Annotated in this window: 22 protein-coding genes and 1 pseudogene; 7 read left to right on the forward strand and 16 right to left on the reverse strand. The window is 67.3% G+C overall.

The features are described 5' to 3' along the window. Positions 1 to 554, forward strand: a 554-nt coding sequence (locus tag AWB92_RS21185; protein WP_142282155.1) for an integrase core domain-containing protein, incomplete at its 5' end; no start/stop codon positions are given. An 81-nt stretch (positions 555 to 635) separates the two neighbouring features. On the opposite strand, the gene AWB92_RS21190 is transcribed toward AWB92_RS21185, so the two are convergent. The 4 genes from AWB92_RS21190 to AWB92_RS21205 form a co-directional block, all read right to left on the reverse strand. Beyond that, positions 636 to 1,385, reverse strand: coding sequence for a succinate dehydrogenase/fumarate reductase iron-sulfur subunit (locus AWB92_RS21190; RefSeq protein WP_068109427.1), 750 nt, complete (start codon positions 1,383 to 1,385; stop codon positions 636 to 638). After that, complete coding sequence (locus AWB92_RS21195) at positions 1,385 to 3,313, reverse strand: fumarate reductase/succinate dehydrogenase flavoprotein subunit (RefSeq protein WP_085189141.1); 1,929 nt, start codon at positions 3,311 to 3,313, stop codon at positions 1,385 to 1,387. Before AWB92_RS21195 ends, AWB92_RS21190 begins: the two co-directional genes overlap by 1 nt. Positions 3,314 to 3,355: 42 nt before the next feature. Next, positions 3,356 to 4,183 (reverse strand): hypothetical protein, encoded by an 828-nt coding sequence (locus AWB92_RS21200; protein WP_085189143.1) that lies wholly within the window; start codon positions 4,181 to 4,183, stop codon positions 3,356 to 3,358. Positions 4,184 to 4,272: 89 nt separating this feature from the next. Continuing rightward, positions 4,273 to 4,569 carry a hypothetical protein gene (locus AWB92_RS21205; RefSeq protein ID WP_068180657.1) on the reverse strand — a complete coding sequence of 99 codons (297 nt, stop codon included), beginning with the start codon at positions 4,567 to 4,569 and terminating at the stop codon, positions 4,273 to 4,275. 93 nt (positions 4,570 to 4,662) lie between these two features. On the opposite strand from AWB92_RS21205, the gene AWB92_RS21210 reads away from it, so the two are divergent. Next, positions 4,663 to 5,421, forward strand: coding sequence for an isocitrate lyase/phosphoenolpyruvate mutase family protein (locus AWB92_RS21210; RefSeq protein WP_085189171.1), 759 nt, complete (start codon positions 4,663 to 4,665; stop codon positions 5,419 to 5,421). Positions 5,422 to 5,487: 66 nt separating this feature from the next. Here AWB92_RS21210 and AWB92_RS21215 read toward each other — a convergent pair whose 3' ends face one another. Then, positions 5,488 to 5,928, reverse strand: a complete 441-nt coding sequence (locus tag AWB92_RS21215; protein WP_085189145.1) for an Hsp20/alpha crystallin family protein — start codon at positions 5,926 to 5,928, stop codon at positions 5,488 to 5,490. A 214-nt stretch (positions 5,929 to 6,142) separates the two neighbouring features. Here AWB92_RS21215 and nirB point away from each other — a divergent pair, with 214 nt between their 5' ends. Then, entirely contained in the window at positions 6,143 to 8,707 is a 2,565-nt protein-coding gene (gene nirB, locus AWB92_RS21220) for a nitrite reductase large subunit NirB (protein WP_085189148.1), read from the forward strand. A 13-nt stretch (positions 8,708 to 8,720) separates the two neighbouring features. Beyond that, positions 8,721 to 9,086, forward strand: a complete 366-nt coding sequence (gene nirD, locus AWB92_RS21225; protein ID WP_068180625.1) for a nitrite reductase small subunit NirD — start codon at positions 8,721 to 8,723, stop codon at positions 9,084 to 9,086. Here the strand turns inward: nirD and AWB92_RS21230 are convergent. The 10 genes from AWB92_RS21230 to AWB92_RS21275 all read right to left on the reverse strand — a co-directional run bounded on the left by AWB92_RS21230 (position 9,083) and on the right by AWB92_RS21275 (position 18,320). Continuing rightward, on the reverse strand, positions 9,083 to 9,532 hold the full coding sequence (locus AWB92_RS21230) for a hypothetical protein (RefSeq protein WP_085189150.1): 450 nt from the start codon (positions 9,530 to 9,532) through the stop codon (positions 9,083 to 9,085). The genes nirD and AWB92_RS21230 overlap by 4 nt on opposite strands. A 31-nt stretch (positions 9,533 to 9,563) precedes the next feature. Beyond that, positions 9,564 to 10,292 carry a sirohydrochlorin chelatase gene (locus AWB92_RS21235; protein ID WP_085189152.1) on the reverse strand — a complete coding sequence of 243 codons (729 nt, stop codon included), beginning with the start codon at positions 10,290 to 10,292 and terminating at the stop codon, positions 9,564 to 9,566. Further along, positions 10,283 to 11,434, reverse strand: a complete 1,152-nt coding sequence (locus AWB92_RS21240; RefSeq protein ID WP_068131017.1) for a uroporphyrinogen-III synthase — start codon at positions 11,432 to 11,434, stop codon at positions 10,283 to 10,285. Before AWB92_RS21240 ends, AWB92_RS21235 begins: the two co-directional genes overlap by 10 nt. 77 nt (positions 11,435 to 11,511) lie before the next feature. Further along, positions 11,512 to 12,894, reverse strand: coding sequence for a nitrate/nitrite transporter (locus tag AWB92_RS21245; RefSeq protein WP_085189154.1), 1,383 nt, complete (start codon positions 12,892 to 12,894; stop codon positions 11,512 to 11,514). A 235-nt stretch (positions 12,895 to 13,129) separates the two neighbouring features. Further along, a complete protein-coding gene (locus tag AWB92_RS21250; protein ID WP_085189156.1) occupies positions 13,130 to 13,675 on the reverse strand; it encodes a GNAT family N-acetyltransferase in 546 nt (181 codons plus the stop codon). 168 nt (positions 13,676 to 13,843) lie between these two features. Next, positions 13,844 to 14,305, reverse strand: a complete 462-nt coding sequence (locus AWB92_RS21255) for a nuclear transport factor 2 family protein (RefSeq protein WP_085189158.1) — start codon at positions 14,303 to 14,305, stop codon at positions 13,844 to 13,846. A gap of 27 nt (positions 14,306 to 14,332) precedes the next feature. Further along, on the reverse strand, positions 14,333 to 15,217 hold the full coding sequence (locus AWB92_RS21260) for a 5-oxoprolinase/urea amidolyase family protein (RefSeq protein ID WP_085189174.1): 885 nt from the start codon (positions 15,215 to 15,217) through the stop codon (positions 14,333 to 14,335). A 14-nt stretch (positions 15,218 to 15,231) separates the two neighbouring features. Then, positions 15,232 to 15,906, reverse strand: a complete 675-nt coding sequence (locus AWB92_RS21265) for an allophanate hydrolase subunit 1 (RefSeq protein WP_085189160.1) — start codon at positions 15,904 to 15,906, stop codon at positions 15,232 to 15,234. 101 nt (positions 15,907 to 16,007) lie between these two features. Beyond that, a complete protein-coding gene (locus AWB92_RS21270; RefSeq protein WP_085189162.1) occupies positions 16,008 to 17,021 on the reverse strand; it encodes an ABC transporter substrate-binding protein in 1,014 nt (337 codons plus the stop codon). 48 nt (positions 17,022 to 17,069) lie between these two features. Then, positions 17,070 to 18,320, reverse strand: coding sequence for a DNA polymerase domain-containing protein (locus AWB92_RS21275; protein ID WP_085189163.1), 1,251 nt, complete (start codon positions 18,318 to 18,320; stop codon positions 17,070 to 17,072). Between the two features lie 59 nt (positions 18,321 to 18,379). On the opposite strand from AWB92_RS21275, the gene fadD2 reads away from it, so the two are divergent. Next, positions 18,380 to 20,059: a long-chain-fatty-acid--CoA ligase FadD2 gene (gene fadD2 / locus AWB92_RS21280; RefSeq protein WP_085189176.1), complete on the forward strand. Its 1,680-nt coding sequence runs from the start codon at positions 18,380 to 18,382 to the stop codon at positions 20,057 to 20,059. 9 nt (positions 20,060 to 20,068) lie between these two features. On the opposite strand, the gene AWB92_RS21285 is transcribed toward fadD2, so the two are convergent. Continuing rightward, positions 20,069 to 20,395: an ATPase gene (locus AWB92_RS21285; protein WP_085189165.1), complete on the reverse strand. Its 327-nt coding sequence runs from the start codon at positions 20,393 to 20,395 to the stop codon at positions 20,069 to 20,071. A 644-nt stretch (positions 20,396 to 21,039) separates the two neighbouring features. Here AWB92_RS21285 and AWB92_RS29545 point away from each other — a divergent pair. Both AWB92_RS29545 and AWB92_RS29550 read left to right on the forward strand, forming a co-directional pair. Next, positions 21,040 to 21,501 carry a hypothetical protein gene (locus AWB92_RS29545; protein ID WP_142282225.1) on the forward strand — a complete coding sequence of 154 codons (462 nt, stop codon included), beginning with the start codon at positions 21,040 to 21,042 and terminating at the stop codon, positions 21,499 to 21,501. Positions 21,502 to 21,978: 477 nt separating this feature from the next. Beyond that, a pseudogene (locus AWB92_RS29550) lies at positions 21,979 to 22,210 on the forward strand (hypothetical protein); the annotation flags it as partial.

Consider the following 22,210-nt stretch of genomic DNA (forward strand, 5'->3'; position numbering starts at 1 on the left):
GCAAGATCCCTGCCGGCGGCGGTTGGCGCATGCTGGGTCGCAGCGCAGGCAAGCACAACGCCCGGGCCGATCGCAGCACCGGCGTCCTCGACAAGCACTACCGGCCCGTGCGCGGCTATCACTTCCTGCACACCGCTATCGATGCGCACTCGCGGCTGGCCTATAGCGAGCTGCTGACCGATGAGCGCAAAGAGACCGCAGCAGCGTTTTGGCTACGCGCCAACGCCTGGTTCGCACAGTGCGGCATCTGCGTTCGAAAAATATTGACCGACAACGGATCCTGCTATCGATCCTATGTGTTCCGCGACGCTCTTGGCGGGATCGAGCACCGCCGCACCCGACCGTATCGCCCCCAGACGAACGGCAAAGTGGAGAGATTCCACCGCACCCTGGCCGACGAATGGGCCTACGCCCGGCTCTACCGCAGTGACGCTGAACGATGCGCGGAATTCGCCATCTGGCTCCACACCTACAATCACCACCGCGGCCACACCGCACTCGGCGGCCAACCACCCGCCAGCCGCGTACCTAACCTCTCAGGTCAGTACACCTAGCCGCGGCGGGACAACATCGAGACTGCGCTCAGCGCGGGTGATGCAGCGAATTCCGCGCTCTGAGCGCAGACTCGGCGAACCCTAGCCGCGGCGGAACAGCTTGTTGCCCAACCAAACCACCGGGTCGTACTTGCGGTCGGCGACCCGCTCTTTCATCGGGATCAGGGCGTTGTCGGTGATCTTGATGTTCTCCGGGCACACCTCGGTGCAGCACTTGGTGATGTTGCAGTAGCCGAGGCCGTGCTCTTCCTGCGCCTGGTTGCGCCGGTCGAGCGTGTCCAGGGGGTGCATCTCCAACTCGGCGATGCGCATCAAGTAGCGCGGGCCGGCGAACGCCTTCTTGTTCTCCTCGTGGTCGCGGACCACATGGCAGACGGTCTGGCACAGGAAGCACTCGATGCACTTGCGGAACTCCTGTGAGCGCTGCACGTCGACCTGCGCCATCCGGTACTCGCCGGGCTGCAGGTCCTTGGGCGGCGCGAAAGACGGTATCTCGCGGGCCTTTTCGTAGTTGAACGAGACGTCGGTGACCAGGTCGCGGATCACCGGGAAAGTGCGCAGCGGCGTGACCGTCACCACCTCGTCCTCGGCGAACGTGGACATCCGGGTCATGCACATCAACCGGGGGTAGCCGTTGATCTCCGCCGAGCACGATCCGCACTTGCCGGCCTTGCAGTTCCACCGCACCGCGAGGTCGGGCGTCTGGGTTTGCTGCAGGCGGTGGATGATGTCGAGCACCACCTCGCCCTCGTTGACCTCGACCGTGAAGTCCTCTAGCGCGCCGCCGGCCTCGTCGCCGCGCCACACCCGCATGGTCGCGTTGTAGGTCATTAACCTCTCCGTCCTGGGTGGTCGGCCAGTTCGCCGTCGGTGTAGTACTTCTCCAGCTCGGAGATCTCGAAGAGCTCCAGCAGATCGGGTCGCATCGGCACCTGATCCTCGCGCGTGATGCTGATGTCGGGGATTACCTCGTCGCCGCCTGCCGCACGGCAAACCAGCAACACCTTGCGCCAGGACGAGTCCATCGACGGGTGGTCGTCGCGGGTGTGCCCGCCGCGGCTCTCGGTGCGCTCCAGCGCGGCCTTTGCCACGCATTCGCTGACCAGCAGCATGTTGCGCAGGTCGATGGCCAGGTTCCAGGCGGGGTTGTACCGCCGCTGCCCCTCGACGTGGATGTTCTTGAACCGCTCGCGCAGTTTGGCGAGCCGGCCGAGCGCCTCGGAGATCTCCTCCGACTTGCGGATGATGCCCACCAGATCGTTCATCGACTGCTGCAGTTCCAACTGCAGGGTGTATGGGTTCTCGGCCGCAGCGCCGTTGGTCGGTCCCTCGAAGGGGGCCAGCGCCCGCTTGGCCGCGGTCTCGACGGCGTCCTCGGCGACCGTCGGGCGGCTGCTCAGCGCCCGCACGTAGTCGGCGGCGCCCAGCCCGGCGCGCCGGCCGAACACCAGCAGGTCCGACAGCGAATTGCCGCCGAGCCGGTTGGATCCGTGCATGCCGCCGGAGCACTCGCCGGCCGCGAACAGGCCCGGGACAGTGGCCGCGCCCGTGTCGGCGTCGACCTCCACGCCGCCCATCACGTAGTGGCAGGTCGGCCCGACTTCCATTGGCTCCCTGGTGATGTCGACCCCGGCCAGCTCCTTGAACTGGTGGTACATCGACGGCAGCCGCCGCTTGATCTCGTCCGGCGTCAGCCGGGACGCGATGTCGAGATACACCCCGCCGTGCGGGGTGCCCCGGCCGGCCTTGACCTCAGAGTTGATCGCGCGCGCGACCTCGTCGCGCGGCAGCAGGTCCGGGGTGCGACGGGCCGAGTCGTTGTCCTTGAGCCACTGGTCGGCCTCGTCCGCGGTTTCGGCGTACTGGCCCTTGAACACCGGCGGGATGTAGTCGAACATGAAGCGCTTGTCGTCGGAGTTCTTCAGCACCCCGCCGTCACCGCGCACACCCTCGGTGACCAGGATCCCCTTCACGCTCGGCGGCCACACCATGCCGGTCGGGTGGAACTGGACGAACTCCATGTTGATCAGCGACGCGCCCGCCCGCAGGGCCAGCGCGTGCCCGTCACCGGTGTACTCCCAGGAGTTCGAGGTGACCTTGAACGACTTGCCGATCCCGCCGGTGGCCAGCACCACCGCCGGCGCCTCGAACAGGACGAAGTTGCCGCTCTCGCGCCAGTAGCCGAATGCCCCGGCGATGCGCCCCCCGTTGTCAGGGCCGTCCTTGATCAGTTCGGTGATGGTGCACTCGGCGAACACCCGAATGCGCGCCTCGTAGTCGCCGAGTTCGGCGTAGTCCTCCTGCTGCAGCGAGACGATCTTCTGCTGCATGGTGCGGATCAGCTCCAGGCCGGTGCGGTCGCCGACGTGCGCCAGCCGCGGGTAGGTGTGCCCGCCGAAGTTGCGCTGGCTGATCTTGCCGTCCTTGAGGCGGTCGAACAGCGCGCCGTAGGTTTCCAGCTCCCAGACGCGGTCCGGGGCCTCTTTGGCGTGCAGTTCGGCCATCCGCCAGTTGTTCAGGAACTTCCCGCCGCGCATCGTGTCGCCGAAGTGGGTCTTCCAGTTGTCTTTGGGGTTGGTGTTGCCCATGGATGCCGCGCACCCGCCCTCGGCCATCACCGTGTGGGCCTTGCCGAACAGGGACTTGCACACCACCGCGACCTTGAGGCCCCGCTCACGCGCCTCGATGACCGCACGCAATCCCGCGCCGCCGGCGCCGATGACGACTACGTCGTAGGCGTGCCGCTCGACCTCAACCATGAAACCTCGCTCAGTTTTTCTCTGTGATCGTCAAATGGCTTGTCAGCCAACAAATCTCAGGTCCGGAATGGTGCCGCTGGCCACCAGCGCGATGTAGAAGTCGGTGAGCATCAGGGTGCCCAGCGTGATCCACGCGAACAGCTTGTGCCGGGTATTGATGGCGCTGACCTGCGTCCAGATCCAGTACCGCACAGGGTTCTTGGAGAAGTGCTTGAGCCGTCCGCCGGTCACGTGCCGGCAGGAATGGCAGGACAGCGTGTAGATCCACAGCATGATGACGTTGCCGAGCAGGATCAGGTTGCCCAGGCCGAAGCCGAATCCGCCGGGGCCGCTGTCGGAATGGAACGCGACGATCGCGTCATAGCTGTTGATCACCGAGATGAGGACGGCGATGTAGAAGAAGTACCGGTGGGTGTTCTGGACGATCAGCGGGAACTTGGTCTCGCCGGTGTAGTGCACGCGGGGCTCGGCCACCGCGCAGGCGCTCGGCGACTGCCACACCGTGCGGTAGTAGGCGCCCCGGTAGTAGTAACAGGTCAGCCGGAACAGCAGGAGGAACGGCAGCGATAGCGCCGCGTACGGCAGCCACCAGACGTCGGGCAGGAACTGCGGCCAGATGTCGCCGGCCTCACCGCAAGCCTTGCTGACACACGGCGAGTAGAACGGCGTCAGGTAGTGGTACTTGGGGACGAAGAAGTAATTCTGCTGGAACGCGCGGGCTGTCGCGTAGATGAGGAAAGCCGCGAAGCCCAGGTCGATCCGCAACGGCGACATCCACCACCGGTCGGTGCGTAGGGTCCGCTGCGGGAGGCGGGCGCGTGTGGGTGAAAAGACACCGGACGCAGGACGGTTCGCCGTGGGTGCGCTCATCTAGTGTTCCTCTTCGAACGGGCTGTCTGTCGAAGGGTACACAGAGCAAACCCCCTGTTTCGCGGGGGGCTTGAAGTTGTCCGAGGTTGTCAGGACCTGTTGTGACCCCCGACACCCTCGTCGTCGACATCGCGCCAGAAATCGGTGTCGTATTGGGTGTCGGGAATGACGATCTTCTCGCCGGACTGCTGCACGGTGGCGCGGTCCAAGTCCAACTCGGAGACGTCCGTGTCGAGCAGTTCGACGTCGGACAGGATTCGATCGGCGTCCAGAACGATCCGGCGCATCGCCGGGCTGTCGCCGTACCGGGCCCGCAATGAGCTCACGCACCGCCGCAGGCCACCGATGAGGTCGTGCAGTTCGGCGAGTTCGGTCGTGGTGCTCAACGGATCTCCTACGTGCTTTTCAGGGACGGACGGTGTTGCGGATCACAGTACGCCCTCGATAGTAGCGACCGTCGCCGCCTAATGTCGGACACCATGACGGGCCAAACGAGCGCCGAGCGCGCCACCGCGCTGCTCGAACTGCACCGGCCGGGCGACCCGGTGATCCTGCCGACGGTGTGGGACGCGTGGTCGGCCCGCCTGGCCGTCGACGCGGGATTCGCCGCGCTGACCGTAGGTAGTCACCCGCTCGCCGACTCCATCGGCAAGCCCGACAACGAGGGCATGGCATTCGACGACGTGCTGACCCGGGTCGCCCAGATCACCGCCGCGGTCGACGTTCCGGTGTCCGTCGACGTCGAGTCGGGGTATGGGGAGTCGCCGGCGCGCCTGATCGAAGGCCTGCTGGGCGTAGGCGCCGTCGGGCTGAACATCGAGGACACCGTGCACTCCGAGGGCAAGCGGTTGCGCTCCGCCACCGAGCACGCCGAACTGGTGGGGGCGCTACGCTCGGCCGCCGACTTGGCGGGCGTGCACGTCGTGATCAACGCGCGCACCGACCTGTTCCTGCGGCGCGACGGTGACGACGCCGACCGCGTCGAACGGGCGGTGGCGCGGCTCACCGAGGCCGCCGCCGCGGGCGCCGACGTGCTGTACCCGGTGGGCCGCCACGATCCGGAAACGTTGCGGCGCTTGGCCACCGAGTTGCCGCTGCCAATCAACGCGATCGCGCTGCCCGACCAGGACGACCCGGCGTCGTTCGGCCCGCTCGGCGTCGCCCGGGTCAGCTTCGGGCCGTTCCTGCAGGCCGCACTGTCGGCCCGGGCCAAGGAGCTGCTGGCCCGCTGGGGCTGAGCGCGAGAAGACGCAAAAGCCCCCGACACGCCTTGCGCGCGTGGGCTTTTGCGTCTGGCCGCGGAATTACTTCGTGATCGCGATGCGCTGCGGCTGGGTTCCCGCGTACGCACCGGCGACCCGCACGGTCAGCACGCCGTCGTCGTACGAGGCGGTGACGGCCTCGCCGGTGACGTGCGCGGGCAGCTGGAACGACCGGCGGAAGGACCCGTAACGGATCTCGCGCAGGGTGCGGCCGTTCTGCTCCTCCGCGTGCTCGTCGCGGTGTTCGCCGTGGACGACCAGGCGGCCGTTCTCGACCTCGACGTTGACATCCTTCTCGACGTCAACACCCGGCAGTTCCAGGCGCACTACCGCGTCGTCGCCATCCTTCACGATCTCGGCGGCCGGGGTGAAACCGCTGCTCACCGGCTTGAACCAGTCCGTCGCCGCGGCGGGGCCGAAGAAGTCGCGCAACCAGCGGTCGGCTTCCCAGGCCGGTCGCGACCACAATGCGAGGTTGCTCATGGGGATCTCCTTATGCTTCATTGTGAGTTTGCTGTGACCGGCGCCCTGCCGGCCGGCTATTTCTACAAACATGAGTCGCCCACGCTAAAGTTCCACTCGGGCGTTCGCCGCCAGCGAACAGCTTCACAGCCGTCGTTGTGAGGTGTGAGCACGCCGTCATGTGGGTGTCACATTGGGCGATTCCAAGTTAATTTCCCGCCCCTACCCTCATGGCATGGCCCAATCCGAAAACTGGTGCGCGGACAGTGCTGCGCGTCACGTCATTGTGGTCGGGCACGGCATGGTCGGCCATCGGCTGGTCGAGGCGATCCGGGCCCGCGATGCCGAAGGGCGTTACCGCATCACGGTTTTGGCGGAGGAGGCCGACGCGGCTTATGACCGTGTCGGCTTGACCTCCTACACCGAGAGCTGGGACCGTCAACTGCTGGCGCTGCCGGGCAACGACTACGCCGGCGACGACCGGGTCCGGCTGCTGCTGAACGCCCGCGTCACCGAAATCGACCGCGACACAAAGACCGTGGTGACCGCCGACGGTCACCGACACGGCTACGACGCCCTGGTGCTGGCCACCGGGTCCTACGCCTTCGTCCCGCCGGTGCCCGGTCACGACCTGCCGCAGTGCCACGTCTACCGCACGCTCGACGACCTCGACGCCATCCGCGCCGACGCCCAGCGGACGCTGCAGGCCGGCCACGCGACCGCGGGGGTCGTCATCGGCGGCGGACTGCTGGGGCTGGAGGCCGCAAATGCGCTGCGCCAGTTCGGGTTGCAGACCCACGTCGTCGAGATGATGCCGCGGTTGATGGCCCAGCAGATCGACGAGGCCGGCGGCGCGCTGCTGGCCCGCATGGTCACCGAACTCGGCATCGCCGTGCACGTGGGGACGGGCACGGAGTCGATCGAGGCCGTCGCGCATCCGGACGGCTCGACATCGGCACGGGTATGTCTGACCGATGGCGAGCTGATCGATGCCGGCGTGGTGATCTTCGCGGCCGGCATCCGGCCGCGCGACGAGCTGGCGGCGGCCGCCGGGCTGGAGCGTGCCGAGCGGGGCGGCGTGCTCACCGATTTGTCGTGCCGAACAAGCGATCCCGACATCTATGCCATCGGCGAGGTCGCGGCGATCGGGGGCCGGTGCTACGGCCTGGTCGGGCCCGGCTACACCTCCGCCGAAGTGGTGGCGGATCGGCTGCTTGGCGGCGCCGCGGAGTTCGGCGAGGCGGACATGTCGACGAAGCTCAAGCTGCTCGGCGTCGACGTCGCCAGCTTCGGCGACGCGATGGGGGCGACCGAGAACTGCCTCGAGGTCGCCATCAACGACGCGGTGAACCGGACCTACGCCAAGCTGGTGCTCTCCGACGACGCCAAGACCCTGCTCGGCGGGGTCCTGGTGGGCGATGCCTCGACGTACGGGGTGTTGCGGCCGATGGTCGGCAGCGAGTTGCCGGGCGATCCGCTGGGGTTGATCGCGCCGGCTACCGCCGACGGCGCGACGGGCCTGGGCGTTGGGGCGCTGCCGGATTCGGCGCAGATCTGCTCGTGCAACAACGTCACCAAGGGCGACCTGAAGGGCGCGATCGCCGGCGGTTGCGCCGACGTGCCCGCGCTCAAGTCGTGCACGGCGGCGGGCACCTCGTGCGGGTCGTGCGTGCCGCTGCTGAAGCAGCTGCTGGAAGCCGAGGGCGTGGAACAGTCCAAGGCGCTGTGTGAGCACTTCAGCCAGTCGCGGGCGGAGCTTTTCGAGATCATCACCGCCACCGAAATCCGGACGTTCTCGGGCCTGCTGGAGCGCTTCGGCCGCGGAAAGGGTTGCGACATTTGCAAACCGGTGGTCGCCTCGATCCTGGCGTCCACCGGCTCGGAGCACATCCTGGAGGGCGAGCAGGCCTCGCTGCAGGATTCCAACGACCACTTCCTGGCCAACATTCAAAAGAACGGCAGCTACTCGGTGGTCCCGCGGGTCCCCGGCGGTGACATCAAGCCGGAGCACCTGATCCTGATCGGCCAGATCGCACAGGACTTCGGTCTTTACACCAAGATCACCGGCGGGCAGCGGATCGACTTGTTCGGCGCCCGCGTGGATCAGCTGCCGCAAATCTGGAAGCGGCTGGTCGACGGCGGCATGGAGTCCGGGCATGCCTACGGCAAGGCCTTGCGCACCGTGAAGAGCTGCGTGGGCAGCGACTGGTGCCGCTACGGCCAGCAGGATTCGGTGCAGCTGGCCATCGACCTGGAGCTGCGCTACCGCGGGCTGCGCGCGCCGCACAAGATCAAGCTCGGCGTCTCCGGATGCGCGCGCGAGTGCGCCGAGGCGCGCAGCAAGGACGTGGGCGTCATCGCCACCGAGAAGGGGTGGAACCTCTACGTCGGCGGCAACGGCGGCATGACGCCCAAGCACGCTCAGCTGCTGGCCAGCGATTTGGACACCGAGACGCTGGTCCGCTATATCGACCGGTTCCTCATGTACTACATCCGGACGGCCGATCGGCTGCAGCGCACCGCGCCGTGGGTCGAATCGCTGGACGGCGGCCTGGATCACGTGCGCGAGGTCGTGTGCGACGACTCCCTGGGCCTGGCTCAGGAATTCGAGGCCGCAATGGAGCGGCATGTGCAGAACTACAAGTGCGAATGGAAGGGCGTGCTGGAGGACCCGGACAAGCTGTCGCGGTTCGTTTCCTTCGTCAACGCCCCCGACGCCGTCGACTCGACGGTGACGTTCACCGAGCGCGCCGGGCGCAAAGTGCCTGTGCCCATTGGCATGCCGCGGGTTCGGTCGTAATCAAGGAGACGCGATGACACTTCTCAACGACGCTCAAGATATTCAGGTGTGGACCACCGCCTGCCCCTACGACAGCCTGATTCCCGGTCGTGGCGTCGGGGTCCTCCTCGACGACGGTTCGCAGGCGGCGTTGTTCCGGCTGGACGACGGCTCGGTGCACGCGGTCGGCAACGTCGACCCGTTCTCCGGCGCCGCCGTGCTGTCGCGCGGCATCGTCGGCGACCGCGGCGGCCGCGCCACCGTCCAATCACCCATCCTCAAGCAGGCTTTCGCGCTCGAGGACGGCTCCTGCCTGGACGATCCGCGGGTGTCTGTGCCGGTTTACCCGGCGCGCGTCACCCCCGAGGGGCACATCCAGATCGGCCGGACCGCCGCCTAGCCGATATCGCCCACCAGGTAGCGCTGCATCGTCGGGCCGATCGCGTCGACGAGCGCCTCTACCGACATCGAGTGCAGCGGTTCGGAGCGCACCCCGTAGCGCATGATGCCGAGACCCACCAACTGAGAGGCGCACAGGGACGCCCGCACCGCGACCTTGTCGGCCCCCAAGATTTTCAGCAGCGGGCCGAAGACCGGGCCGACGAACATGCCCTGCACGATTTCGGCGGTCTTGGCCAGTCCGGTGGACGCGATCGCGCTGGCCGCGAACGGGCCGCCGCCGGCCGCGTCCCAGGTGGTGATCAGCATGTACAACGTCCGGCGGCCCACCTGGTTGACACCGCCGGTGACGATCCGGTCGATGAACTCCGGTGTGCCGAAGGGCAACCGCAGCATCTTTGCCACCGGGTCGAGCAACCCACGCGATGGCTCTTCGCGACGCGGCATGGTGCCAGGATCGTCGGTATGCGAGCAAAGATCAAGCGTGATTCGAAAGTGCATGCGGCGCTTGGGTTCGCCGCCTCGGAAGTCCGGGCGCCGCGCGGCGGAAGCGGTTCGCGATCAGGCGCGCCAGGCCGGGATGGGTGCCCAGCGGTTGGGTGACCACGTCGGCGCCGCTGGCCCGCAGGCGCTGTTGGAACAGGCCGTCGGCCAGTAGGTAGGAGGCGACGACAACGCGGGTCGCGCCGTCGCGGCGGGCGGCGGCGACGGCGTCGGCCACGGACGGATCGCCGGTCGCCGCGAACCCGAGCCGCACCCGCGATCCCACCAGCGCTGACAACGTGGTCGCGGTCACGTGCAGGTCGGCTCGCGCCCTCTCGTCGGTGGTGCCGGCCGCCCCAAGGATCACCGAATCACCCAGGCGCCAACCCGATTCCGCCAGTTGGCCGGCGACTATCCGCGCGATATCCCCACTCGGGCCGAGCGCCGGCGCGACGGTCACGTTCGGGTGGCGGCTGGCCGCCACGTGGGCGGGCACGTCGGTGCGCACGTGATATCCGCGCGACAAGAAGGCCGGGATAACGACGGCTGGGCGACCGGTGGCCGCCGCCCGCGACAGCACCTCGCCGGGCGTCGGGCCCAACACGTCGACGAACGCGACCTGCACCCGGCGGTCGAGCAGGGCGCTCACCTGCGCTGCGAGGTCTCCGATCATCGCGACGCCGCCCGGCCTGCGGGTGCCGTGCGCGGCCAGGATCAGCTCCATTCGGCGCCGCCCGGAGGGTCGATGGCGAGCCGGTAACCGCGCTTTACCACCGTTGCAATGATGTTCTTGTCGCCCAAGGCCGTTCGCAGCCGGAGCACGGCCGTGTCGACCGCATGCGGATCGTTGCTGCTGCCGGGCAGCACCCGCAACAGCTCGGAACGCGCGACGACGTCGCCGGGCCGTTGCGCCAGCGCGCGCAGCACCGACATCCCCGACGGCGACAGCAGCTTGATGTCACCGTCCACCAGCACGCACGTTCCGCGGATGTCGATCGTGTGGCCGGCCACCTGCACCGTGGACGATCCCAGCAGCGGCAGCTCCTCGGCGATGTGGCGGGCCAACGCGCCCAACCGCATTCGCGCGGGCGACGAGGTGGGGACGCCTTTGCGGATCAGCGGTTTGGACGTCACAGGGCCGACGCACATCGCGTGCACGTCGGTGCGCAGGGCGTCGAGCACCTGGTCCTCGACGGCCAGGTCGCGACTGCGTTCCAGCACCGCCGCCGCCGCGGGCGCCGACGTGAAGGTGACCGCGTCGAACTGCCGTCGCGCGATCCCGGTCACCAGCAAATCGAAATCGCCGCCCAACGGTGTCGACTTCCACCGGTACACCCGGATGGGGACCACCTCCGCGCCCGCGAAGCGCAGGCCGCCGATGAACTCAGGGAACGGGTCCCAGGCGTCGGCGGCGCCGTGCAGCTGGATCGCGATGCGCAGCCCGGACACGCCCGACTCGAGCAGATACTCGAGCACCTCTTGTGAGGATTCGGACTCAGGAGACCACTCCTCGTGCAGCCCGGCGGCGCGCACCGCGCCCGTGCCTTTGGGCCCCCGCGAAACGATCCGGGTCTTCGACAACGACGCGATCAGCTGGTTGGCCAGCCCCCATCCTTCGGCGGCGGCGAGCCAGCCGCGGAAGCCGATGCCGGTGTGCACCACCAGGATGTCGGGCGGTTGCGCGATCAAAGCCTCAGTGTGGCTTTGTAATTCGTCGTCTTCGGGGAGCGCGATCATGTTGATCGCGGGCGCGCTGCAGACCTCCGCGCCCTGCCTGCTCAGCAGTGCGCAGAGTTCCTCCGCGCGCCGGGATGATGTAACCGCGACCCGGTAGCCGGCCAGCGGCGTGGACCTCGGCTGAGCCATAAGACCTGTGTATGCCTGTGACGTTTCCGCTGCGTTACCACGTAATTGCTGCAGCATTGCCCTTGTTGCGACGGCCATCACACCCGCGCGTGATCTGCTACGGGGACGGTTTCCGGCGCGCTGGGGCGGCGCACGTACAGCGTCCAGGTGAGGATCGCGGCGAGCACATAAGACGCCAAAAACGTCCAGTAGGCCGACGTTTCGGTGCCGCTATTGAGGTAGGACTCGCGCAGCGCCAGGTTGATCCCCACGCCGCCCAGCGCGCCGACGGCCGAGCAAAAGCCGATCAGCGATCCCGACATCGCCTTCGACCAGTGTCGCCGCTCGGTATCGGGAAGATCCAGGCCGCGGCTGCGCGCCTCGAAGATGGACGGGATCATCTTGAATACCGACCCGTTGCCCATCCCCGACAACACGAACAGCGCGACGAAGCCGATCACGTAGCCGATCATCGTTGTCGAGCCGCCGCCGTCGCGGCTGTCGACGGTGCTGATGGCGACCAGCAACCCGGCACCGACGATCATGCCGCCCAGGACGCCCAGGGTGACGCGGCTGCCGCCCAATCGGTCGGCCAGCCGGCCGCCGTAGATGCGTGCCAGCGAACCGAATAGCGGCCCCACGAAGGCGATCTGCGCTGCGTGCAGCGACGCGTGCTTGGCGGTTTCGCCAGCCTCCTGGAAGTTGATCTGCAGCACCTGGCCGAACGCAAACGCGAAGCCGATCCAGGAGCCAAAGGTGCAGATGTAGAGCAGCGAGATCACATAGGTGTCGCGCTCGAAGAGGACCGAGCGCATGGTGTTGACCTCGATGCCGTGGTCGAGGTTGTCCATGAACAAAGCCGCGGCGACGCCGACGATCGCCAACAAGACGAGGTACACCGCGCAGACCCAATACGGCGCTTCGTGGCCCGCGGTAGCCAGCACCAGCAGGCCGATCAGCTGGATGACGGCGACGCCGAGATTGCCGACGCCGGCGTTGATCGCCAGCGCCGCGCCCTTGAGGCGCTGCGGGTAAAAGGCATTGACGTTGGCCAGCGATGCCGCGTAGTTGCCGCCGCCCAGGCCGGTGAGAGCCGCGCACACCACATAGGGCCAAAGCGGCAGCCCGGGATGCGCCATCAGCATGATGGTGCCGACCGTCGGGATCAACAAGACGAACGCCGAGAAGGCCGTCCAGTTCCGCCCGCCGAAGGTGGCGATGCCCAACGTGTAGGGAATGCGCGCGCAGCCGCCGACCAGGGTGGCGACGGCGCCGAGCAGCAGCTTGTCGCCCGCCGAGAGGCCATAGACGGATGCGGGCATGAACAGTGTCATCACCGGCCAAAGCGTCCAGATCGAAAAGGCGACGTGATCACCCGCAACGGTGCAAAGCAGGTTGCGACGGGCGATGTTCTTATTGCCGGCCTCCCAGGCCGCCGCGTCCTCCGGATTCCAGTCCGTGATGCGGTGGTTACGGCCCATGCGGTCAGCACCCTTCCTCGACGGCGGGATATCGCGAACAAGCTTGGGCCGCCGTGCATTTCGATGCTCACATTTGGTGCGGAAGCCAGTCAACTTAATTCGACCGATATCGCCTGTAAGTTGAATCCCAGTTATCTGGTAAATAGCTGGGGGCAATTCGGCCAGGTGAGTGACTTCGTCCGGCCGCGGGATTTATTGTGAGCTGCAATACATTCCGCGCGCGCAAACGCGCTGATTACCAGACGTCGCCCGCCCGCCAGTCGCACATCAACTCGGCGGCGGGGTCCAGGCTGATCGCGACCGGTAGGACGAACACGGCGCCGTCGTCGTCGGGCGTGCGGGTCGGACCGGTGGGGGCCAGCACCGACGTGGGGCCGCGCCACGGCAGCCAGCCGCGCGCCGCGTAGATGCTGCGCGCGACGTCGGTCGAACTGACGGCACCCACCTGGTAGGCGCCGCGGATCACCTGCTCGACGCCGTCGAGTAGGGCGTGCACCAGGCCCCGGCCGCGAAAATCCTCCCGCACCGCGACACCTTCGACGTAGCCGCAGCGCAGCGCGTCGCCGCGGTAGAGCAGTCGCCGCTGGATGACGGCCGCGTGAGCGATGATCGCGCCATGGTGCCAGATCAGAGCATGCATGCCGCCCAGCGAGTGCTCCCAGTCGTGGTCGCCGAAATCCCCGGCGAATGCGGCGGTAACCATCTGGCGGACGCGCTGCCGGGTCTCGCTGTCGAGATCGGCGGTGTGGACCAGGCGTGCGGTGTGGACCTGGGTTTGCACCCTCTTTGTCTACCAGCCCGGGCGGAAACGTGTCGATCAACTCCGGTGGCCGCTCGGCACCGCCCGGGTCGGGCGATCATCGGTTCAGGCCGCCGGGCCTCGAGAGGGCCAATGGAGTGACCGGTCGAATCCCTTGGCGTGACGACTCTTTCGGGCAGACAAGCGTAGTCAGGACGCCGAAGCGCCACTGGCCCGCCATCGGGCCAGGAGAGGATACGCCCGCAAAACCAGACTCAGCAGCATGCTCGTGCCCGCGCCGCTGGGATTGATGTATTCACGCATCGAATCAAAGCGCCCGTCCCGGATGTGGAAGATCCAGCAGTATCCGTCGATCCTGACACGAACGCCGGCGACGAGCGCCCCGTGTCGGTATTCGACGACGAAATGCTCGTTGTTGGTAAACCAGTTGGTGATGTCGACCTTCGACCGATTGTCGTGCCTCCGGCGCCTACCTGCCGCCAGGACCGCCCTCGTGACGTTTTCGCGGCCGGTCCAGGTATGGCCGATCGGCATCAGCGTGAAGCTGCAATCCTCGGTCAAAAGCTCGCCGAGCCGCTCGTAGTCGTCTTCCGCGACGATGGCCAGGTATCGCTCGATGAGGTTCGTGACGGCGCCATTGGTCTCGGTCATTCCGTGTCCCCGGCGGTCCGGGCGGCGCTACGAGTAGGACCGACCGCCCCGAGGCCGCGCCCAGTGCAGGCGCACGTACTGGCCCGGTCGCACCTGGGCGACCTTGTCGGCGTCCTCGTCGGTGACCACGCCGATCACCGGGTACCCGCCGGTGACCGGGTGATCGGGTCCGAGGATCACCGGTAATCCGTTGGGCGGCACCTGGATTGCGCCGCGGGTAGCGCCCTCGCTGGGCAGCTGCCGGTCCGGCCAGCGGTGCTGCAGCGGGCGGCCCTCCAGCCGCATTCCGACCCGGTCGCTGCGGTTGGAGGCCATCCAAATCGTGTGCACCAGGGCGTCGGGATCGGTGAACCAGTCGTCGCGCGGGCCCGGCACCACCTGCACCTCGACCAGGTGTTCGCTGATCGCCGCCACCGGCGCCTGGTCGAGTTCGGGGTAGTCGTCGGTGTGCTCGCCGACCGGCAGCCGGTCGCCGCTATGCAACGGCGCCGGGCCGATCGCCGACATCACGTCGTAGCTGCGCGAGCCCAGGACGGGCTCCACACAGATCCCGCCGCGCACCGCCAGGTACGTCCGCAGCCCGGCCCGCGGGGCGCCCAACGAGATCACCTGCCCGTCGCGGACGTGGTGAATGCTGTTGGTGCCGAACTTGATTCCGTTCACGGTGGGGTCGGTGTCGGCGCCCGTCACCGCGATGTCGACGTCGCCGCCGCGGACGCGGGCGGAAAGGCCACCGAAGGTCACTTCGACGGTGGCGCGGTCGTCGGGGTTGGCGACCAGCCGGTTGGCGAGCGTGTGCGCGCGGCGGTCGGCGGCCCCGGACCGGCTGACGCCGAGGTGGGCCAGCCCCGGGCGGCCGAGGTCCTGGACGACGGCGAACGGCCCGGTGCGCAGGATCTCCAGGGTTGGCACGGCAATCTCCTTGCTCAGACGGCGCGGAACTGAACCCACATGCCCCGGGTCAGCAGCGCCGGGTTGGGCCGGTCGAGATCCCACAGGACGGCGTCGCTGTGGCCGATGAGCTGCCAGCCCCCGGGCGACTGCCGCGGATACACCGCGCTGAACTCGCCGGCCAGGGCGACGGAGCCGGCCGGCACCGACGTCCGCGGCTCCGAGCGGCGCGGCACCCGCAGCCGAGCGTCGCCGTCGACCAGGTACGCGAAACCCGGTGCGAAGCCGCTGAATCCGACCCGCCATGGGGTGGCGGTGTGGGCCTCGATCACCTGCGCCGTGGACAGCCCGGTATGGCTGGCGACCTCGGCGAGGTCCGGGCCGTCGTACACCACGTCGATCACTACGTCGGCCCTGCGGTCCGCCGGGGGCCCCGCATCGGCGGCCACCCGCATCCTGCGCAGGCGCTGCCGGGTGACTCCCTGCAGGCGGGGGCTGTCGAGCTTGACCAGCACCGTGCGGGCGGCTGGGACGACGTCGACGACGCCGGGCAGGGCCGCCGCGGCCAACGCGTCCACCCACGCCAATACCTCGGCGGTGCTGCCGCATTGAAGCATCAGCGCATGGTCGCCGTAGTCGAACACGGTGTTGCCGACCAGGTCGGTCGACAGCTCCTGGGAGAGGCCGCTGCCAATATCCGTCACGCTCATTACTGAACGGTAACCCCGGCATCCGTGCAGGCGGGAGGGAATTCGGACGGATTTTCGAGCACTGCCAGAGGTGCCTTAACGAACGCTCAAACAGCCGGGATTCAGCCGAGGATCTTGGCGATCAGGGGCGGCAGTTGGTCGGCCACCAGCGGGTAGCTCAGCGGTGACGCGAAGGCGATCGCGCCGGCCTGGTCCTTGGTGGTGAAGATGTGGCGGTTCTGGGCGGTCGCCAGCGAGGCCGCCACCTCCGGGTCGGCCAGCAGGGTCTTCTGGTCGTCCGGGCTTTCGGTTGTCCAGATCACCACGTCGGCGGAATCGAGCACCGCCTTGATCTGATCGCGCGGGATGACGGCGCGGTGATCGGTGCCGAAGGGCTTGATGCTGTCGGCGATGACGAGGCCCATCTGGTTCAGGAAGTCGGTCCGCCAGCCCGCCAGGGTCGCCACCACCGTGCCTTGCCAGAGGGTGCCCTGCATGAGCAACGCCTTCTTGCCCGTCCACTGCTGGTTCTTTTGGGCGACGGCGGCGAATTGCTTGTCGACGCCGTCGATCAGGGACTTCATTTGGTCGGCCTGGAACACGGCCTGGCCGACGGCGGTGGCCTGCTCCTTCCACGGCTCGAAGAAAGCGTCGCCGTCCGACTGCGCGAGGGTGGGCGCGATAGCCGACAGCTTCTGGTAGGTGTCGGCGTCCAAGCCGGCGTTGATGGCCACGATCAGGTCCGGTTTCAGGCCCGCGATCTGGTCGACCTGAATGCCGTTGTCCAGGTTCAATACCACGGGCTGGGCGCCACCGAGCTTGGGCTGCGCCCAGGGCCACACCGCGAAGGGCTGATCGCCGAACCAGTTGGTCACCGCGATGGGCACCACACCCAGGGCCAGCAGGTCGTCCTGCTCGGTGTAGCCCGCGCTGACCACGCGCTTGGGCGGCTCCTTGATGACGGTCTGACCGAACAGGTGGGTGACCGTCACCGATCCGCCCGGGGCGGCGGACGACGATTTGCGTGGCGAACACGCCGCCAACACTCCGGCGAACCCGGCTGATCCGGCGACCGCGGCCATCCCCGCAGCCCCCGTGAGCTGCAGGAATCCCCGCCGATTCCATCCGTGTCGCATCGCGTGAGATTATCGCTTTCTTCGCTCGGACCCGCTTCGCCGCGCGGCTCATCCCCTTCGTGGTCCTTCGTACCCGACCCATGGGCTGTAGTCGGCGATCAACTCTTCCTGGGGCGGGCGCCGCTCGGCCGGCACGTGTTGCAGGTTGATGCGGATCCGGTACCAGATCGAACTGGGCCCGCGCATGCCGTCGACCAGGACGTCGGCCGGCTGCAGCAGCGCCGCCGCTTCGGGATGGCGGTCGCGCCAGGTGTCCAGGGCGGCCATCGCCTCGTCTTTGGTTTTGGTGCGGGCGATCTCGATGAGCGGCTTCGACGAGACGCGCCCGCTCTCGGTGCGGCTGCCCGATCCCCGCGGCGCGCGCTCCGGCGGCCCCAACTCTTCGGCGAGCATCAGCAGCCGATCCAGCTCGCCGACCGCGTCGTCCATGCCCTCCCACAGGTCGCCTAGCTCGGCGAACCGGGCGGGCACCGTGTCGATGGTGAAGGCGGCCGGATCGCACCCGGCGACCTCGTCCCAGTGCAGCGGCGTCGATACCCGGGCGTCCGGGGTGGCCCGCACCGAATACGCCGACGCGACGGTGCGGTCCTTGGCGTTCTGGTTGAAGTCGACGAACACGCCCTCGCGCTCCTCCTTCCACCAGCGGCTGGTCGCCGCCTCGGGAATTCGCCGCTCGACCTCGCGCGCGACGGTCTGGGCGGCCAGCCGCACCTGGCGGAACTCCCAGCGCGGGGCGATCCGGGCGTAGATGTGAAAGCCCCGGGATCCCGACGTCTTCGGCCACGCGGTCAGGCCGTAGTCCTCCAGCACCTCGCGGGCCACCGACGCGACGTCAACGATGCGTCGCCACGCGACGCCGGGCATCGGGTCCAGGTCGACGCGCAGCTCGTCGGGGTGATCGAGGTCCCCGGCGAGCACCGGGTGCGGATTGAGGTCCACGCAGCCCAGGTTGATCACCCAGGCCAGCCCGGCGGCGTCGCGCACGACGGCCTCCGCCGCGGAAGTGCCGCGGGCGTAGTGCAGTTCGGCGACGTCGATGTAGCCCGGTCGGTTGGCGGGCGCCCGCTTCTGGAACACGGCCTCTTGCGAGATGCCCTTCACGAAGCGCTTGAGGATCATCGGGCGTCCGGCCACGCCGCGCAGCGCCCCGTCGGCGACGGACAGGTAATAGCGGACCAGGTCGAGCTTGGTGTGCGGGCCCGAGCCGCCGTGGCGTTCGAAGACCACCTTGTCGGGGTGGGTGATGGTGACCTCGTGCCCGGCCACCTCCACGGACACCGGGCCGGTCATGTTCATCATGGTAGGTCGGGGGGTATTAACTAGTGGCACTGCGACCTACGTCACATAGGGTGGAATTCATGCCTAACCTCATCGGCCTGCCCGGCCAAGCGGTCTCCAAGATCCAGCAGTACCTCGAGCGGGGCTCGGCCGAACTGCACTACGTGCGCAAGATCTTCGAATCGGGTGCGTTCCGCATCGAGCCGCCGCAGAACTACGCCGCGATGGCCGCGGACATCTACAAGTGGGGCGAGTTCGGCATGCTGCCCTCGCTCAACGCCAGGCGCCATCCGGACCGCGCGGCCTGCATCGACGAGGAGGGCGAGTTCACCTATCGCGAGCTCGACGACGCCGCGCACGCGGTGGCCAACGGGCTGATCGACAAGGGCGTCAAGGGCGGCGACGGAGTTGCCATCCTGGCGCGCAACACCCGCTGGTTTCTGATCGCCTACTTCGGTGCCGCCCGGGTCGGCGCCCGCATCATCCTGCTCAACAGCGAATTCTCCGGCCCGCAGATCTGTGAGGTGTCGGAGCGCGAGGGCGCCAAGCTGATCATCTACGACGACGAGTACACCAAGGCCGTCAGCAAGGCCGAGCCGGAGCTGGGCAAGCTACGGGCGCTGGGATCCAATCCCGATGCGGACGAGTCGTCGGGCAGCGACGACGAGACGCTGGCCGACCTGATCGAGCGCAGCAGCTCCGAGCCCGCCCCGAAGGCGAGCAAGCACTCGTCGATCATCATCCTGACCAGCGGCACCACCGGCACCCCCAAGGGCGCGAACCGCAGCACCCCGCCGACGCTGGCGCCCATCGGGGGGATCCTGTCGCACGTGCCGTTCAAGGCCGGCGAGGTGACGTCGCTGCCGGCGCCGATGTTCCATGCGCTGGGTTTTCTGCACGGCACCATCGCGATGTTCCTGGGCTCGACCCTGGTGCTGCGGCGCAAATTCAAGCCGCCGCTGGTGTTGGAGGACATCGAGAAGCACAAGGTGACGGCCATGGTCGTGGTCCCGGTGATGCTGTCCCGCATCCTCGACGCCTTCGAGAAGATGGACTCCAAGCCCGACCTGTCCAGCCTGAAGATCGTGTTCGTGTCCGGCTCGGCGCTCGGGTCGGAACTGGCGGAACGGGCGCTCAAGGACCTGGGCCCGGTGATCTACAACATGTACGGCTCGACGGAGATCGCCTTCGCCACCATCGCCGAGCCCAAGCACCTGGAATTCAATTCGTCGACGGTCGGGCCGGTCGTCAAGGGCGTCAAGGTCAAGATCTTCGACGACAACGGCAAGGAGTTGCCGAAGGGTGAGGTCGGGCGGATCTTCGTCGGCAACGCCTTCCCGTTCGAGGGATACACCGGCGGAGGCAAGAAGCAGATCATCGACGGGCTGTTGTCCTCGGGCGACGTCGGCTACTTCGACGAGAACGACCTGCTCTACATCAGCGGGCGCGACGACGAGATGATCGTGTCCGGCGGCGAGAACGTCTTCCCGGCCGAAGTCGAGGACCTCATCACCGGGCATCCGGACGTCGTGGAGGCCACCGCCATCGGGGTCGAGGACAAGGAGTGGGGCCACCGGCTGCGCGCGTTCGTGGTCAAGAAGGAGGACGCCGACCTCGACGAGGACACCGTCAAGCACTACGTCCGCGACCACCTGGCGCGCTACAAGGTGCCCCGGGAAGTCGTGTTCCTCGACGAGTTGCCGCGCAACCCCACCGGCAAGATCCTGAAGCGCGAGCTCCGCGAGATGGAGATCGACTGACCCCTCAGGTCACCTGCGTGCCTGGAGGGCGCGGGTGATCTCGATGGAGAGTTTGCGATCGATCAGTAGCTGATCGATGAGTGCGGCGAGGACCTCTTGTCCGGTCACCCGGGCGACCCCAATCCGGTCGGCGGCCTCTCGCTGCCAGACATCAAGCGCCCGGTGCGTGGCCAGTGGCAGATCGACGGTCCGCCGCGTTCGCCGGTCGCGCGCCGCCCGGCCACCCGCCGATTGGCTGACCTTCTGTTGACGGCGCGCCTGCCGAAAGCCGGTTAAGCGCTCGGTCGGAGTGGTATCACCGGCGGACGTGGTGGCCGGAGCCTGTGCGCGGAACATTCCGGCGCTGGGCCCTAGCTGGTGTGAGTCGGGGTTCACAGTGGCGACGTCCCTCCGTGGGTGCCAACAGGCAACTAGTACCCGATATACACGTGTCGATACTGATCCTCTCATTCACGCGAACGTCAGTCGACGTCGCCGAGCGCCGGGTGCACCAGGCGGTTGAGGCCTGTGGCGGGCTCGTAGCGGCCCCTACCAGCGCCCCGCGCTGCAAATGAATTTTGGATTGCTAGCAGGCACGCAAAATGAACCTGGATCTGGCAACGCGGTCGCAACATGTGATTTGCCATTCATTCACTTTCCTCGAGTCTCGCGCTACTGACCGGAGCCCTCTGCGGGCCGGGCTGCAACCCCCGATATGAAATACTGAATCTGCAAACCCACCGCGGAAAACCCCTTTACCTGCTGGTATACCGACCGGCTCGGGCCGTCGCTACTGATCTCCTCAGTCGCTGAAAGTCTAGATACACGCAAATCAGCATTTTTGGAAATCCAAAATTAAGTGGAATAAGCCCATAGCTAAAGTCGGCCACATAACTAATACACAGCGTAATTTCCCGTGGAATGGTTTTTGCCATCACGGCCCCGGGGTAGGCCTAAAAGTGGCAGTGCAAGGTCTTGAAAGGACTCGAAAGGAGTTTCATATGTTGATCTCGATGCAGGCGGTCCGTTACGCGGCAGCTGGTGCGGTCGGTGCCGGCGCGCTGACTGGTGCGATGTGGTTGGCGGCCGTTCCGGCCGCACAGGCGGCCCCGGCTCCGGCTCCTACTCATGGCTTCGTAGGCGCCGGGCCGCACGATGTGATCCCGACCGACAATGGGCCCGGCGGCCCGGGCGGTCGAGGCGGTGACCACGACGGTCCGGGCCAAGGCGGCTGGGGCCGCGGCGGTGGGGACCACGACGGTCCAGGCCAGCGCGGTTGGGGCCCTGGCGGTGAACAGCGCGGCGATTGGGACCGTGACCACCGCGGCGATTGGGACCGCGACCACCGCGGCGATTGGGACCGCGACCACCGCGGCGATTGGGACCGCGACGGCCACGGCCCGGGCGACTGGGATCGCGGCGCCCACGGTCCCGGCGATTGGGACCGCGGCGGATGGCGCTAGTGAAAAGCCACTTCCGTGCGTAGCGGGTCACTCGCGCGCCGGCGGCTAACAAGAGAAACCCATGCCGACCTGACCGCGGTCAGGTCGGCATGGTTCTCGTTAGGGTCAACGCTCGCGGTACCGTCCGTTCGCCGTAGTAAAAACAAAAGTAGCTGACGCGGTCGGCATGCCTTCCCGAACTTTAACAACACTAATTTCATAACGCACGCGAATCATTACCTACGGAAGTGCGTCATAACGTAGTTCAGTGAGTCAGTAGATGCGGCTTTAGCTGCAAGTTTATGACGATCTATACTGATCTCAGTACGGGCGGAATTTGATAAAACCCATCGCCTAAACGCCCCGATCCCAATGCCCTTATGATTCGCGTCATATTGAATGGCTGCTGTCTGCATAAAATGCCGAAAGATGGGTAATGTCCTGAGGCGGTATTGGCTTCGAACTTCTGATCGTTGGCAGCGTGGAAGGAGCTCACAGATGTTCACTTCACTGCGCTTGATCCGTAGGGTCGCGATCGGTGTCGCGGGAACGGGCCTGCTGACGGGGGCCATCCTCTTCGGCGGTAACCCGGCTGCGCACGCCGCCCCGCAGCCCGGCCCCGGCATCAGCTTCGACACGGTCGGCCCGCATGGTGGTCCGGACCTCCCGCTGAAGCCCGGCGGGGGCGGAGGCGGCGGTGGCCATGGCGGCGGTGGCGGCGGCCACGGCT

It is taken from the genome of Mycobacterium sp. IEC1808 (assembly GCF_002101935.1).
Classification (GTDB): Bacteria; Actinomycetota; Actinomycetes; order Mycobacteriales; family Mycobacteriaceae; genus Mycobacterium.

Excerpts from the sequence above, each read along its gene's own strand:
- AWB92_RS21190 (WP_068109427.1), bottom strand. The coding sequence starts at position 1,385 with ATGACCTACAACGCGACCATGCGGGTGTGGCGCGGCGACGAGGCCGGC.
- AWB92_RS21195 (WP_085189141.1), bottom strand. The coding sequence starts at position 3,313 with ATGGTTGAGGTCGAGCGGCACGCCTACGACGTAGTCGTCATCGGCGCC.
- AWB92_RS21200 (WP_085189143.1), bottom strand. The coding sequence starts at position 4,183 with ATGAGCGCACCCACGGCGAACCGTCCTGCGTCCGGTGTCTTTTCACCC.
- AWB92_RS21210 (WP_085189171.1), top strand. The coding sequence starts at position 4,663 with ATGACGGGCCAAACGAGCGCCGAGCGCGCCACCGCGCTGCTCGAACTG.
- AWB92_RS21215 (WP_085189145.1), bottom strand. The coding sequence starts at position 5,928 with ATGAGCAACCTCGCATTGTGGTCGCGACCGGCCTGGGAAGCCGACCGC.
- nirB (WP_085189148.1), top strand. The coding sequence starts at position 6,143 with ATGGCCCAATCCGAAAACTGGTGCGCGGACAGTGCTGCGCGTCACGTC.
- nirD (WP_068180625.1), top strand. The coding sequence starts at position 8,721 with ATGACACTTCTCAACGACGCTCAAGATATTCAGGTGTGGACCACCGCC.
- AWB92_RS21230 (WP_085189150.1), bottom strand. The coding sequence starts at position 9,532 with ATGCCGCGTCGCGAAGAGCCATCGCGTGGGTTGCTCGACCCGGTGGCA.
- AWB92_RS21235 (WP_085189152.1), bottom strand. The coding sequence starts at position 10,292 with ATGGAGCTGATCCTGGCCGCGCACGGCACCCGCAGGCCGGGCGGCGTC.
- AWB92_RS21240 (WP_068131017.1), bottom strand. The coding sequence starts at position 11,434 with ATGGCTCAGCCGAGGTCCACGCCGCTGGCCGGCTACCGGGTCGCGGTT.
- AWB92_RS21245 (WP_085189154.1), bottom strand. The coding sequence starts at position 12,894 with ATGGGCCGTAACCACCGCATCACGGACTGGAATCCGGAGGACGCGGCG.
- AWB92_RS21255 (WP_085189158.1), bottom strand. The coding sequence starts at position 14,305 with ATGACCGAGACCAATGGCGCCGTCACGAACCTCATCGAGCGATACCTG.
- AWB92_RS21265 (WP_085189160.1), bottom strand. The coding sequence starts at position 15,906 with ATGAGCGTGACGGATATTGGCAGCGGCCTCTCCCAGGAGCTGTCGACC.
- AWB92_RS21270 (WP_085189162.1), bottom strand. The coding sequence starts at position 17,021 with ATGCGACACGGATGGAATCGGCGGGGATTCCTGCAGCTCACGGGGGCT.
- AWB92_RS21275 (WP_085189163.1), bottom strand. The coding sequence starts at position 18,320 with ATGATGAACATGACCGGCCCGGTGTCCGTGGAGGTGGCCGGGCACGAG.
- fadD2 (WP_085189176.1), top strand. The coding sequence starts at position 18,380 with ATGCCTAACCTCATCGGCCTGCCCGGCCAAGCGGTCTCCAAGATCCAG.
- AWB92_RS21285 (WP_085189165.1), bottom strand. The coding sequence starts at position 20,395 with ATGTTCCGCGCACAGGCTCCGGCCACCACGTCCGCCGGTGATACCACT.
- AWB92_RS29545 (WP_142282225.1), top strand. The coding sequence starts at position 21,040 with ATGTTGATCTCGATGCAGGCGGTCCGTTACGCGGCAGCTGGTGCGGTC.